Origin of the sequence: Rhodococcus sp. T7 (genome assembly GCF_009872365.1) — a bacterium.
Classification (GTDB): domain Bacteria; phylum Actinomycetota; class Actinomycetes; order Mycobacteriales; family Mycobacteriaceae; genus Rhodococcus_F.
Genome location: NZ_WXYH01000111.1, coordinates 1 through 13,188 on the forward strand (window position 1 = coordinate 1; position 13,188 = coordinate 13,188).

At 68.0% G+C, this 13,188-nt stretch carries 10 protein-coding genes; 3 read left to right on the top strand and 7 right to left on the bottom strand.

The window, feature by feature from the left end; genetic code table 11:
• The 3 genes from MLGJGCBP_RS13395 to MLGJGCBP_RS13405 all read right to left on the bottom strand — a co-directional run.
• On the bottom strand, positions 1 to 980 hold a 980-nt coding region (locus MLGJGCBP_RS13395; RefSeq protein ID WP_201453054.1), incomplete at its 3' end, for an arabinosyltransferase domain-containing protein.
• A gap of 66 nt (positions 981 to 1,046) precedes the next feature.
• On the bottom strand, positions 1,047 to 4,280 hold the full coding sequence (locus tag MLGJGCBP_RS13400) for an arabinosyltransferase domain-containing protein (protein ID WP_160096167.1): 3,234 nt from the start codon (positions 4,278 to 4,280) through the stop codon (positions 1,047 to 1,049).
• Positions 4,281 to 4,335: 55 nt separating this feature from the next.
• Positions 4,336 to 6,132, bottom strand: a complete 1,797-nt coding sequence (locus tag MLGJGCBP_RS13405) for a glycosyl transferase (RefSeq protein WP_160096168.1) — start codon at positions 6,130 to 6,132, stop codon at positions 4,336 to 4,338.
• Positions 6,133 to 6,346: 214 nt separating this feature from the next.
• On the opposite strand from MLGJGCBP_RS13405, the gene MLGJGCBP_RS13410 reads away from it, so the two are divergent.
• Positions 6,347 to 7,057, top strand: a complete 711-nt coding sequence (locus MLGJGCBP_RS13410) for an MspA family porin (protein WP_160096433.1) — start codon at positions 6,347 to 6,349, stop codon at positions 7,055 to 7,057.
• On the opposite strand, the gene MLGJGCBP_RS13415 is transcribed toward MLGJGCBP_RS13410, so the two are convergent.
• The 4 genes from MLGJGCBP_RS13415 to MLGJGCBP_RS13430 all read right to left on the bottom strand — a co-directional run bounded on the left by MLGJGCBP_RS13415 (position 7,054) and on the right by MLGJGCBP_RS13430 (position 11,539).
• Positions 7,054 to 7,329, bottom strand: a complete 276-nt coding sequence (locus MLGJGCBP_RS13415) for a hypothetical protein (protein ID WP_160096169.1) — start codon at positions 7,327 to 7,329, stop codon at positions 7,054 to 7,056. The two genes, MLGJGCBP_RS13410 and MLGJGCBP_RS13415, sit on opposite strands and share 4 nt — an antisense overlap.
• A 111-nt stretch (positions 7,330 to 7,440) precedes the next feature.
• Complete coding sequence (locus MLGJGCBP_RS13420; RefSeq protein WP_201453055.1) at positions 7,441 to 9,333, bottom strand: galactan 5-O-arabinofuranosyltransferase; 1,893 nt, start codon at positions 9,331 to 9,333, stop codon at positions 7,441 to 7,443.
• Positions 9,334 to 9,344: 11 nt separating this feature from the next.
• Entirely contained in the window at positions 9,345 to 10,106 is a 762-nt protein-coding gene (locus MLGJGCBP_RS13425; RefSeq protein ID WP_087561224.1) for a decaprenylphospho-beta-D-erythro-pentofuranosid-2-ulose 2-reductase, read from the bottom strand.
• On the bottom strand, positions 10,106 to 11,539 hold the full coding sequence (locus MLGJGCBP_RS13430; protein ID WP_087561249.1) for an FAD-binding oxidoreductase: 1,434 nt from the start codon (positions 11,537 to 11,539) through the stop codon (positions 10,106 to 10,108). Before MLGJGCBP_RS13430 ends, MLGJGCBP_RS13425 begins: the two co-directional genes overlap by 1 nt.
• A gap of 80 nt (positions 11,540 to 11,619) precedes the next feature.
• Between MLGJGCBP_RS13430 and MLGJGCBP_RS13435 the strand changes: the two genes are divergently transcribed.
• Both MLGJGCBP_RS13435 and MLGJGCBP_RS13440 read left to right on the top strand, forming a co-directional pair.
• Complete coding sequence (locus MLGJGCBP_RS13435) at positions 11,620 to 12,096, top strand: GtrA family protein (protein ID WP_072938553.1); 477 nt, start codon at positions 11,620 to 11,622, stop codon at positions 12,094 to 12,096.
• Between the two features lie 145 nt (positions 12,097 to 12,241).
• The gene (locus tag MLGJGCBP_RS13440; RefSeq protein WP_160096170.1) at positions 12,242 to 13,186 is read left to right on the top strand and encodes a PIN domain-containing protein; all 945 of its coding nucleotides are present in this window, start codon (positions 12,242 to 12,244) and stop codon (positions 13,184 to 13,186) included.
• The last annotated feature ends 2 nt before the right edge of the window (positions 13,187 to 13,188 follow it).

The following is a 13,188-nucleotide window of genomic DNA, read 5'->3' on the forward strand; positions in this document are numbered from 1 at the left end:
GCCATCGCGGCGAGGACGTCGTAATACCAGCCGAACGGCGCCTCGGGGACGCCGAACCAGCGGAAGTAGTTGGCCATGTAGCCGGCGTGGTCGGAGACCCGGGCCATGGTGAGCAGGTAGCCGTCGTCGGACGTGTTCGCGCCGATGAAGTGCCACAGCACCAGCGTGCCCACGACGATCGTGTCGAGTCCGGTGAACTTCCACCAGTGCGAAGGCAGGAAGTTGCGGTGCCCGCGCCCGTCCGTGCCGTCGAGGCGGCCGAGGGCGACCAGGGCGATCGCCGTGGCGAGGAGGGCCACGATCATCGCGACCAGCTTGATCAGCGTGGGGCTGGACGAGAACCGGGAGTCCACGTTCATCGTGAACGACAGCCCGGCAGGCGCCGCCCCGTCGCGGAGGTCGCTGAACACGCCCACGACCTGCGGGCGGAGATCGCCGGTGAGGGAACCGGCGATCGGGTCGCCGGTCGGGGTGTTCAGGCCCACGAATTCGGCGGATGTCGCGTCGATGTTCGATGTGATGCGGATCTCGCTGCAGGCGCCCGACTGCACCTGCGCGCGCGGCGCCGTCGCGATGGTGACGTTGCGGTCGAGCACGTCCACGGACTTGTCCGACACCCGCACGAACATCGCGTTCAGCGCGGCACCCTCGCCCTGCGCGGGCGCCGTGGCCAGCAGGATCCCGCCCTGCGCGGGCAGCCCGGACACCGCCGAACACGGGATCGCCGCCGCCAGGTCGATCGGGACCTGCGACACCAGCGGTGCCTCGAGGTCACCGACGACGCCGTTCTCCGGCCAGTTCACCGCTGCGGTCGTCTGCTGCACCGGCATGAACGGCGTGGCCACTGCCAGCACGAATCCGATGAGGCCGGTGACGATGGCGATCAGACGAGCGGTCCGGTACTCGCTCCGCCGGTCCTGGCGAGCAGGCGGCGAAGAGACTTCGGGATCGGAGACGGAAGTTGTCAGAGCATCGGGCACGGTTGTCGATGGTATGTCAGGAACCTGAGGAGGCATATTGCCGCCTACCAGAGGGTAGGGGCGTCTCTAGTAGTAGCGCACCGGTCCGGCCGACCACGTACCCGACCTGGTCACCTGTTCGGATTCGACCTGGGCGGGTGTCGCCGACTCGTCCAGCGGTGTGTACCGCTCGAGTGAACCCCAGTCGCGGTCCCAGTCGTTCGACAGGTAGGTGGCCAAAGTGCTCGCCGACAGCAGCTGGTCGGTCCAGCCCAGCGGGCCGCCGCCGAACTTGTCCTGCCAGGCATTCGTGGACTCGGCCCCGATGCGGTCGGGAAGGACACGCCACTGCGGGACCTCGGCGACCCCGTACCGGTGGTCGAACGGGCGCTGGCAGGGGAATGCGAGCCCGACAGCCCAGTCGAGGAGCACCGGGTCGCTGGACCCGACGACGGTCTGCAGCGTCTGCATCTTCGGCACCCGCGGCGGGGTGACCGCCAGCCACTGGCCGGGATCGGTGTCCGGGTCGTCCGCGACCAGCCGGACAGTGTTCGCCTCGGCGGGGAGCTGATCGAACGGCACCCGCAGGTTGCGCCACGACGGCGACGGTCCGATGTCGATCGGGTCGACGGTGCCGAGCGCGGTGACGGACCCGTCGGGTCCGGTCACCCCGTACTCGACCTTCAGGCTCTGACCGGGGGTGACGACGCCGTCCGCGTCGACCGACCGGATGCGTCCGGCCGCCGAGATCGTGAGGATCGGTGCGTCGTCGCTGCGGTCGGGCAGCCCGTACCAGCCGGTGGTGAGGGAGGCGGGTTTCTGCTCCCCACCCCGCTGGTAGCTGCCGAGGACGGGGGTTCGGGCGGGGTCCAGGCCGAACGGCAGCGTCACGGTGCTGCCGTTGACTCCGGCGGTGGCCTCGGTGCCGCCGCCGGTTCCGGAACTGGTGCCGGTGGTCGTCTCGTCGGTTTCGGTGTCGACGGTGTTGGCGCCGCCGGTGGCAATCTTCTCGGAGTCGGCGGTGAGGTCGTCTGCGATGCCGTTGGGGGTGAAGCCCTCCGCGGACGTTGCGCCGAACGCGCCCGCACCGTTCGGATCGGTGACCGGTGTGAGCGGCTGCAGCAAGGCGGCGGTCGGGTCGGTTTCGACGAGGACCTCGTCGGCGAGCGCGCACGTGCCGCCGGTGACCGACTCGATGTTGGCCTTCGCGATGGAGTACCCGGGGTACTGCGCGACCGCGCCCTTCAGCAGCGACAGCACCTCGAACAGGACGACGGCACCGGCCGCGACGGTCAGCGGCGACGGCGCGAGCATCCGGGCGCGCTTCCCGTTTGGCTTCTTGCCCGTCTCGTACGGCTCGCGGACGTGGTACCAGGCGGCGAGGAGCAGCGTGAGGACCGTGAGTCCGAGGAACAGCGTGGAGAAGCCCTTGCCCGCGATCATCGGCGGCTTGTCCCACCACGGGACGCCGTAGCTGGAGACGTACCACCAGCCGTTGGAACTGGTGAACGCGACGGCGAGGATGAACAGGACACCCGCGGCGAACAGCGTGCGGTTCCGTTTGGAGCGGATACTCGCCGCCCCCACCCCGACCGCGGCGAGCACCGCGACCGAACCCGCGAGCCCCGCGTACACCCCGAAGTGGTGGGTCCACTTGGTGGGCGTGAACATCATCAGCAGCAGCGACGCGAACACGATGCCGAGGATGCGGCGCGACGGCCCGATCGCGGTCCCGGGCACCTTCCCCTTGCGCAGGATCAGCATCACGCAGACCACGACGCACAGCAGCATCACGAACACACCGAAACGTCGGGCCAGCGAGCCGTCCGGGGAGATCCCCATCAGCGAGTCCCAGCGCAGCCGCTCGTCGAACCAGGCCACGTTGGGGCCGAGGGCGGTGCGCACGCGTGTCGACTCGAGCACCGTCGCGAGTGTCTGATCCGCGAAGACGGCCACCAGCACGACCGTTCCCGCGGCGAGGATCGGCAGGATCTGGGACGCGAATCCCACCCGGTGGCCACGCGCGATGATGATCTGCAGGATCGGCCGCGCACCCGCGATCAGGGCGGCGATACAGATCAGCCCGGACGGTCCGGCGGCGAGCGAGAACGCGGCGATCAGCACGGCGACGGCACCGGGAAGCAGTCGTCCGGTGGCGATGGCCCGCTCGATCGAACACCACGTGAGGAGGGCGCCGAGCGCGATGACCGGTTCGGGACGCAAACCGTTGTCGTACGGCAGCCAGAACGCCAGGAAGACCAGGCCACCGGTCCAGAGGGCAGTCCTGTTGCGGCGCACGGCCACACCGAGGCGGGGAATGACCTCCCGGCTGATCACCATCCAGCAGAGCAGCGCCGCAAGCAGCGTCGGCAGTCGCATCCACATGCTCGCCGTGCTCACCTTCGCCAGCGCCGCGAGCAGTTCGTACGACCAGCCGAACGGCGCCTCGGGGACGCCGAACCAGCGGAAGTAGTTGGCCATGTAGCCGGAATGCTCCGACACCCGCGCCATGCCCAGGAGGTAGCCGTCGTCGGACGTGTTCGCGCCGACCACGTGCCACAGCAGCAGCGTCCCGATCACGACGGCGTCGACGCCGGTGAACTTCCACCAGTGCGCAGGCAGGAAACGTCGGGCGCGCCTGCCGTCGATGCCGTCCACGCGGTGCAGCGCGTACAGCGACGTCAGCGTCGCGAGGACGCACACGATCATCGCGAGCAATTTGAGCAGCGTCGGGCTGGACGAGAACCGGGAGTCGGGCTCGACGTGCACGCTCAGGTCGGCGGGCGCCGCGCCCTGCAGATCGGTGAACAGGCCGACCATCTGCGGTCGCTGGTCGCCCTCGACGGACCCGGCGAGCGGTTCGGCGGTGCCCGTGACCTCGGCCGACGTCCGCTGGTAGTCGGACGTGACGGTGAGTCCGGTGCAGCCCTGCAGATCCGCCGCACCCGCCGAGATCAGGGACCTGCCGCGCAGGGTGACGTCGACCGTGCCGCCGGCGCCCGCCTTCACGACGAGGCCGTTCTTCTCGAAGTCGGGCGCCCGGTTCGGGAGGGTCGAGACGACGGTGCCGCCGTCGGGCCCGAGTTGGGTGAACACCGAGCAGGGAACGTTCACCTGCATGGCCAGCGGCGTGTACGAGACGAGTGGCGCCTCGACACTGGCGAGAGTGCCGCCCTGCGGCCAGTCGATCGTCGCGGCGTCCTGCTTCACCGGCAGGAACGGGGTGGCCAGCGCGAGAACGAAACCGATCAGGCCGGTGACGATCGCGACGAGCCGGGAAGTGCGGATGCTCCGAACGTCGGGCAGCGGCGGTTGTGGCACAGCACGATGTTAGTCACCCGTGAGTACTTGTTAACCGCCGGACGTTAATAAGTACTCACGGGTGGCGCAGCCACCGGACGTCCCACACCCACACGCCGTCGACCGATTTCGCGGGCGCCCCGACGAGTTGCCGGACCGTCTCGCGCAGGACGCGATCGTTCTGGGTGTGCGGCAGGACCAGGACGTCGGCGTTCCAGAACTTCAGGTCGGTCAGCGCCTGGGCCCTTTTCGCGTCGTCGATGGCCGGCACCTGGCCGGACGACTGCGCGGAGGCGAGCAGCAACGCGGTCGGGCGGTCGTCGGGCCCGTACTTGCCCCGCTGCTCGCTGCCGGCCGGGCCGACGAAATATCCACCGGCAATGGGGAATGCGAGATCCTGCTCGGTTTGCCAGCGCAGCATCCGGGCGTTCTCCGGGGAGGGGAGCGGCACCGTGACGACGGAACCGTCGGTGACGTACTCCCGCCACGTGCCGTCGGCGAAGAAGTTCGGTGCGGTGTCACGCTGCACGACGGCCAGGGGTGTCGGCGCCAGCGGAAGCAGCGCCACCGCGAGCCACCCGATCCACAGCAGGGTGGTGGTCCGCTGGCCCTCGCGGGCGGACGCCAGGGCGCGGTCGGTGCCCAGTGCGAGCAGCAGGGCGGCGGCGGGCAGGCAGCCCATCGCGAAGCGCGATTCGAGGACGGATTCGAGAAGCGGCAGGTGCGAGATCAGCTTCCATGGCAAGGGAATTCCGGTGTCCCAGCCGCCGATCGTCAGCGACGTCCCGAGCGACAGGACGCCCATCACGGCGACCGTCGCGGCCGCGGCGCGCGCGAGCGGCATCCGCCACAGCCACAGCGCGGACAGGCCGAGGAGAATCAGCAGGGGCCAGCCGAAGTACGCGTTCTCCTCGGTCGCGTTCATGCTGAACTCGGCGGACCCGGGCTCGCCCGCCAGGGAGGACGTCGGGAAACTGGTGAACGATTCGGTGTCGTTGCCCACCGGGCCGTGCTCGATCGCCCGGTAACTGTCGGGTCCGAAGAACTGCCACCAGAGGGGAACGGCGGCGATGGCCAGCGCGACGCCACCCGCGATCGCAAAACCCTTGATGCTGTGCCTGACTGCCGCGAACGCGGTCCGCGGGCGCGACGCCGCGTAGGCAACCCCGAAGACCGTGAACGCCAGCGCGTAGATCAGCAGCGGTTCCTCGCCGAGGAAGATCTGGTAGGCGATCAGCAGGCCCAGCACAATGCCGTCGCGCACGGGTCGCGCGCCGCTGCCCAGCCTGATCACGGCGAGCGCGATGAAGGGCAGCAGGAACAGGGCGACGAAGTTGGGATGCCCGTTGGTGTGCGAGATCAGGGCGGGTGCGAAACCGCACAGGCCGCCGCCGACAGCCGCCGCGAGACGCGAGGACACGACGTGCCGCGAGAAGACCCAATACCAGGCAATTGCCGTGCCCGACAGGCCAAGTGTGAGTGCCAGAGTGAATGTGACGTTCGGTCCGAACAACAGCGTGACGGGCGCCAGCGGAATGCTGATGCCGAACATCGCCGTGTTGCCCATGAGGTTGACGCCCAGCGGATAGTTCTGCAGGTCGCTGGACAGCGGGTTCTCCAGATGGACCAGCGAACGTGCGGCGACCGCGAAGAACCATTCCCACATGGTCTGGTCCTGGCCGCTGCGCACCAGATAGCCGGTTCCGAGGTGTTTCCACTGGCGGGCCAACACGAATGCGGCCAAGCCGACGTAGAAGACGACCACTGCGACATCGGCCGGGTGCGGCCGGAAACGCGAGCGGACAGGGCGAGCGGTGGTGCTGGTGCTCTCGGCGGGCCGAGTCGTCTCGACCGGGGTGAGTATCTCAGTCACGCAGCAGCGCCTCCGGGTCTCGGGTCGATGTCAATCGGTCGAGGGTACCGGAGGTCGCTGAGAGCTTCCTGGGTTGCGATCGGGTAATTGTTGCGTGTATCACATCAAGTTGATTTGTGAACTTCTGATCAATACAGGGATATTCTTCTGCCCCACTGGTTACGCTCAGCATGCTTTTCCGTATCGGTTGCAGTGCATTCTGAATGGGGTCGGCATGACGGACATCAGCACATCTCGATTTGGGTACAAACGCTTCACACGGACGGTTGCAGTCGCAGGCATCGCAGCGCTTGCCATGGTAATAGGCAACGGCTCGGCGTCGGCCGGCGTGGACAATTCCAGCTCCGTGATCGATTCACGAGGAAATCGCATCGAAGTCGTCCAGGGCGACACACAGTATCAGGTCGTACCCCCGCTCGACGGCGTACCTACCAGTGTGGAGTTCTTCCACAACGGTTACGCGGGGGTCGCCATCACCGGGCCGAACGCGGAAGAGTTCAAGGGAACTCAGCTCACCGTCGGTTATCAGATCGGTTACCCGGTCTCGTTGGCAGGCGCGACCATCGTCCTCAACTCGCCCGGACTCGGGTTCGCAATCGGGTCGAGCAATGGAATCAACGTCGATTTCGGCCCGATGGGGATGCTTGAAGGTTTCGGACTGAACGCAGGGACCAACGCGGAACTCGCCGGCGACATCATTCCGTCGCAGGAACTCGACATCGACCTGGAACCGGGTGGAATCACCACCGTCCCGCTCCTGGAGGGTCAGGAGTTCGACGGATCGGCGGCTGTGGTCAGGATGCAGGGAGTTCACGGTTCCATCTCCGGTGCTATCGGGCCGGTCACCATCCGTCCGTACGCCATGGCGGTGACGGAGAACGGTGACACCGTGATGACTTACGGTGTGCCGCAGAAGCTCAACTAGGCAGCCCGCCCGACAGGGTGCCTGACACGGGTCGCCGGACCGAGGTCCGGCGACCTTTGTCGGCTCACATGGACGACGACGTCGCTGGCGACGAACACGGCGGCGCCGAGCAGTGCGATCACGAAAAGCGCCCAGTGCCCGACGTAGACACCGACGATCGCTCCGATCGTCGCGGCTAGTCCGGCATGCACGATCACCTCACTGGGGGCGGTGCCGAGTAGATAGTCTTCGGCACCGCTACCGGCGCGTCGAGGCTCCACTGCATCCGGCATGACCGCTCCTCGCGACGACCCGACATTTCCCCTCGGGGCGCGGAAAATACCCGCTTCCCTGATTGGGTGCGGAGTTCCCGCGACGCGGCGAAATAAACTCGAACAGACCGATCAGTTTCTTGTGACGACGACGAACGGCCCGGTCTCCGACACCGTGAATCGCGGGTCGTCGAACAGTTCCTTCGGGAACGTGACGGTGTAGCGGCGCACGTTGGGGTCGTTGGGATACACGTCCTCGGCGAGCCGCAGCGTGTACCCGTCGGGGCCCTGACGGAACACGAACGCGTCGGGGGTCCGCCACGGCGCCGCGTCGAGTGCGGCCACCAGCTGGTCGGATGTCTCGAGCTCGCTCCACTCCGCGATGGTCCGGGCGCGTCCGGCGAAGTCCGCCAAGGGATTCGAGTAATGCGACGTCAGCGCCTGGAACCCGAGGTAGGGGTAGAAGCTGAGGAAGCTGGTGTCGGCGGTGAGGACCACCGTGTCGTCGCGGTCGCGGGGGACCTGCGCCCGGATCAGTTCGTCGACTGCCGCGTAGTGGGCGGCGGCCCCGGGTGGACGCTGGTCGGCGCGTTCGCCGTTGCCGTCGGTGTCGGTGTAGGCGACGGCGATGTCGGAGTCGAGGAACTTCGGGATGTTCTGGACGAACGACAGCGCACCGAGCACGCCGATCACCAGGACCGCCCCCTTGACCCGCGGGTTGTCGCTGGTCGCGAGCACGAGCCACCCCGCGAATTCGACGAATCCGAAGACGCCTGCCGCGCCGAGCAGGACGATCAGCACAGGCTCGAGCCGGAACGAGAGCAGGGTGCTGCCGAGCACCGTGAACGCCATCGACAGCAGCGACCACAGGTAGATGGCCACCACGCCGACGCCGAGGGCCTGCGCGCGCCGCGATGTCGACGCGCGGGCGACGAGCCAGATGGTGCCGAGCAGGCACAGCGCCCCGGTGAGGGAGAAGTGGATCATCGGCAGCGGCAGTTGTGCGCCTGCCTCGGGCAGGTAGTGCAGCGCGGTTCCCGACGCGGCGGGCGAACCGCCCACGACCTTCAGCAGATACGGCAACCACACGGTCAGGGCGAGGAGCCCGGACACGGCGGCGATCACGATCAGCCGGACCAGCGGGTCGATCGCTGCCCGCCACGACTTCCGGTCGCGCACCCGCAGCGCCGCCGCAAGTAGTGCGAGCAGGGTGATCGCGAAGGCGGCAAGTCCGAGATAGAGCGTGTAGAACGTGGCGGCGAGACCGAGGAACAGGCCGGTGCCGATCACGGCACCCCAGCCGCCGCGGCCGTCGACACGATTCAGTCCGCCCCAGGCGAGGACGAGCGCGGGACCGATCAGCAGCGTGATGACGGCGCCGTACGGTTCGGGCGAACCGTAGGCCAGGACGAGGGCCGTCGTCGCGAGGGACACGACGATGGCGAGGTCGTGGCGGATCAGGTTGCTCCACAACACCAGTGCCACGACGGCGGCGACGGCGAGGGACCCGATGGCGTACGGCTTGAACGCCTCCCAGCCGTCCATGCCGAGGAGGTTGGCGACGCGTCCGCCGGCCCAGAACCAGCCGGCCGGGTAGTACGGCGGCAGGTCGGCGTACGTCATGTCGCGCAGTGCGGCCGAGTCGGTCAGCCGCGTGAGATATTCGGTGCGGAACTCCTGGTCGACGGAAACGCCGTGCAGGTACAGCTTGGTCGCGGCGAGCGGCAGACCGAGCGTGACGGTGACGAACCCGGACAGGCTCGCCCACGACAACAGTCGGGCGAACCGCACGGCCCGGTGCAGCCGGACCAGCAGCACCGACACCGCGATACCCGCGATGGCCACGACCTGGCCGACCGTCGTAACCGCCTGGGTCACGTTGGACGAGTTGAACGCAGGCCACTGCACCCGCCCGAACGCGAACAGTCCGACCGCTGCCACCACCGCGGCCACGACGGCCCCCAGCAGCATTTCGACAGCTGTCGACAGGGACCGTCGGGCCGGTGCTACGTCTGCTTCCGTCACGAGGGCGAAGCTTAGATGGGCAGCTTCTTGAAGATCGGTCGCGGGATGTGCCGCAGGATCATCATCACGTACCGGAACGCGCCGGGCGCCCAGACGAGATCCTTGCCCTTCTCCGCCGACGTGACGGCGAGCTTGGCCACGTCTTCCTTGTTCACCGTCAGCGGGGCTTCCTTCACGTCCGCGGACATGCGGGTGCGGACCTGGCCGGGACGGATGACGAGGACGCGGGGACCGAACTCGCGCAGGGCCTCACCGAGTCCGAGGTAGAAGCCGTCGAGTCCGGCCTTGGTGGAGCCGTAGACGAAGTTGGAGCGGCGCACGCGCTCGCCCGCGGCGGACGACATGGCGATGATCTGGCCGAAGCCCTGTGCCTTCATCTTCTCGCCGACCAGCACGCCGACGGACACGGCCGCGGTGTAGTTGACCTCGGCGATCTGGACGGCCTTGCGCTGGTTCTGCCACAGTTCCTCGGCGTCGCCGAGCAGGCCGAACGCGACGATGGCAACGTCGACGTCGCCCTTCGCCCAGGCGTCGTCGATGACCTTTGGGTGGGTCTCGGTGTCGACGGCGTCGAAGTCGATGACGTCGACGGCGTTCGCGCCTGCCGCCTTCAGCTGGGCCACCGCGCCGTCGCGCCCGGGGTCGCCCGGCAGTGCGGCGAGGATCACCCGCATCGGCGCCTTCTTCAGGTACTCCTCGCAGATCGCGAGACCGATCTCGGAGGTGCCACCGAGCAGCAGGAGGGTCTGGGGGTTCCCGACAGCGTTGATCACTACAGTTCCAACCTTCTGGACATATCGGAGGCGAAGACATTGGTGGGGTCGTACTTGCGGCGGGTGGCGATCCACTCGTCGATCCGCGGGTACATGGCGTGGAACGTCTCGGCGGTGGTCCGCGAGTCCTTGGCCGTGTAGAGACGGCCGCCGAACTTCAGGACCCGCTTGTCGAGTTCGGTGACGAACTCGTTCAGGCCGGGCTTGATGCGGAAGTCGACGCAGATGTTCCAGCCCGGGATCGGGAAGCTCAGCGGCGCTTGGTTGCCCTCGCCGAACAGCTTGAACACGTTGAGGAACGAGTAGTGCCCCGACGTCTGGATGTCGCGGATGATGGCCTTGAACTCCTCGACCGCGGTGGTCGGCACCACGAACTGGTACTGCAGGAATCCGTTCGACCCGTAGGCGCGGTTCCACTCACCGAACATGTCGAGCGGGTGGTAGAACTGCGTCAAGTTCTGGACCTTGTCGCGGTAGGTGCCGGACTTCCGGAACCACAGCTCGCCGATCATCGAGAAGTTGAACTTGTTGGCGAGGCCGTTCGGGAACACGTCCGGGAACGTCAGCAACTGCGGCGCGTCGAACGCCAGCGGGTTCTTCTGCAGCTTCGCAGGCAACTGGTCGAGCTTCGCCAGCGAGCCACGGGAGATCGCGGCCCGGCCCAGCTTCGGCGGCGCGGCGATGGCGTCGAACCACGCGCTCGAGTACTCGTAGTTGGCCTCGCTGCCGTCGCTGTGCAGCGCGATGGTCTCGTCGAGCGTCTGGGTGACGTCGCCGTCGGCGATGAAATATGCCGTCTCGGTCGGCGTCATCTTGATGGTCGCCTTGAGGATGATGCCCGTCAGGCCCATGCCGCCGATCGTCGCCCAGAACAGCGCGCCCTTGGGGTCGTTGCGACCGCCCTTCGGCGTCAGCGTCCGCACCTTGCCGTCGGCGGTGAGCAGGTCCAGCGACACCACATGGTTGCCGAAGCTGCCGGCGCTGTGATGGTTCTTGCCGTGGATGTCGGAGCCGATGGCCCCGCCGACGGTGACCTGCCGGGTGCCCGGCAGCACCGGAACCCACAGACCGAACGGCAGCGCCGCCTTCATCAGCTGATCCAGGTTCACACCGGCGTCGACCTCCACCAGGTGGGTGTCGCGGTCGATGCGATGGATCCGGTTCAGCGCATTCATGTCGATGACCAGGCCACCGGCGTTTTGCGCCGGGTCGCCGTAGGAGCGGCCGAGGCCACGGGCGATCACCCCACGCTGCAGGTGAGCCGGCTTCGACTCGTTCTGCTCCGCGACCTGGGCGACCGCTTGCGCGATCACCTCCACGTCGGGAGTGGACAGCACCTGCGCCGTGGTGGGCGCGGTGCGCCCCCAGCCGGTGAGGGTGCGGGTCTGTGTGGGGAGCGCCTGGGTGGGCGTCTCTTCTGCTGTCGTGGACATCGGCATAGAGGCTACCGCCTGTGAGTACTTCTCAACCGCGGGCGGTTAAGAAGTACTCACGGGGCGCTAGCCTCGTCGTCGTGTCAGAAACCCAGCCGAGTCACGAGCACGAACCTCACGTTCCGCTCCCCGTCGAGATCCCCGTCACCGAGAACATCGCCGACGACGCACTGGACCTGAAGACGCAGATCGTCCGTTTCGTCCTGACCGGTGGACTGTCGGCGGTCGTCGACTTCGGCCTGTACTTCCTGCTGTTCGAGGTGGTCGGGCTGCCAGTCAACGTGGCGAAGTCGATCAGCTTCATCGCGGGCACCACCACCGCGTACCTGATCAACCGCCGGTGGACGTTCAAGGCGGAACCGAGCCGTGCCCGCTTCGTCGCCGTCGTGATCCTGTACGCGGTCACGTTCGCGGTGCAGGTGGGCCTCAACTGGGTGATGTACCACGCATTCCCCGACGAATGGTGGCGTCTGCCGCTCGCGTTCGTCATCGCGCAGGGCACGGCGACGGTCATCAACTTCGTGGTGCAGCGCGCGGTGATCTTCAAGATCCACTGAGGCGGCCGCCGGAAGCTTCCACTGACTGGCCCGGCAACCGGGCGGCAATGCCCCGGCGGGTGCTGCGATACCGACTGGTCGGGTGTTTCGGTAACGACTCAGCAACTTCCCTGGCGCTGCCGACGCGTTCGGTGAGAATCGATCAATGCTGATTGTTCTCGATACCTCGGCCGTCACGCGAGACGCGCGCTTCGAGACGTTCGTCCGCGACACCCTCGACCGAGGCAGCCGGGTGCTCGTCCCCCGACTCGTCCTCGTCGAGGTCGCTCACCGGTACCAGCGGGAGTCGGTCGCGATGATCGAGGCCCTCACCGTCCAGGCGCGAATGTACGACCGGCTCGGGCTCCGCGACGACCTGTCGGCGTTCGTGGACGCCGCGCGGGCCAAGGCCGACGGCTACGTCGACTCGCTGGCCCGGCAGCTGGAGGCGATGGGCTGCGACGTGATCGAGCCGGCGTACACCTCGCACCTCGAGGTCGCCGCCCGTGAACTGCAGCGCCGTCGCCCGTATGTGGACCGGAAGCGGCGCGGTTACACGGCCACGGTGAACTGGTTGACGGTCCTGGACATCGCGGATCGCCGCCCGTCCGAGGACGTCGTGTGGGTCAGCGCGAACTCCCGGGGGTTCGGGAGCGGCGAGCCCGGGGCGTGGCACGACGAGATCTGGGCCGAGCTGCAGGACCGCGGTCTCGACCACCGGCTGCGGTGGGTGACCGGGCTCGACGACGTGGATCTGCGGGACACCGGCCTGCCCCGCCGCGAACGGGTCTCCGTGCCGATCGCTGCCCCGCCTGCCGCGGTCCCCGCTCCGCCTGCCGCCGTCCCCGCCCCGCCGTCCGCGGTCGCCTCCCCGCCCGCCGCGGCACCACGACCCGTGGTCGCGGCCCCGCCACCCCGGTCGCCCCTCGTCGTTTCAGACCCCGTGGTCCCCCCGGTCGCGCAGACGCCGCGCCCCCGGGTGGCGCCGCAGCGGATCCTGCCCTCGGCCAATGCGGACACCGGTGGCCGCCGCGGTATCGGCCGAATGCGGGGCGGTCGTAAGCGCAAGGTCACCGTGGTGGAGGAGCTGGACGACCTCGATTTCGGCTGATC

Coding starts and splice junctions, on each gene's coding strand:
- MLGJGCBP_RS13410 (WP_160096433.1), top strand. CDS start 6,347: ATGACGGACATCAGCACATCTCGATTTGGGTACAAACGCTTCACACGG.
- MLGJGCBP_RS13415 (WP_160096169.1), bottom strand. CDS start 7,329: ATGCCGGATGCAGTGGAGCCTCGACGCGCCGGTAGCGGTGCCGAAGAC.
- MLGJGCBP_RS13430 (WP_087561249.1), bottom strand. CDS start 11,539: ATGTCCACGACAGCAGAAGAGACGCCCACCCAGGCGCTCCCCACACAG.
- MLGJGCBP_RS13440 (WP_160096170.1), top strand. CDS start 12,242: ATGCTGATTGTTCTCGATACCTCGGCCGTCACGCGAGACGCGCGCTTC.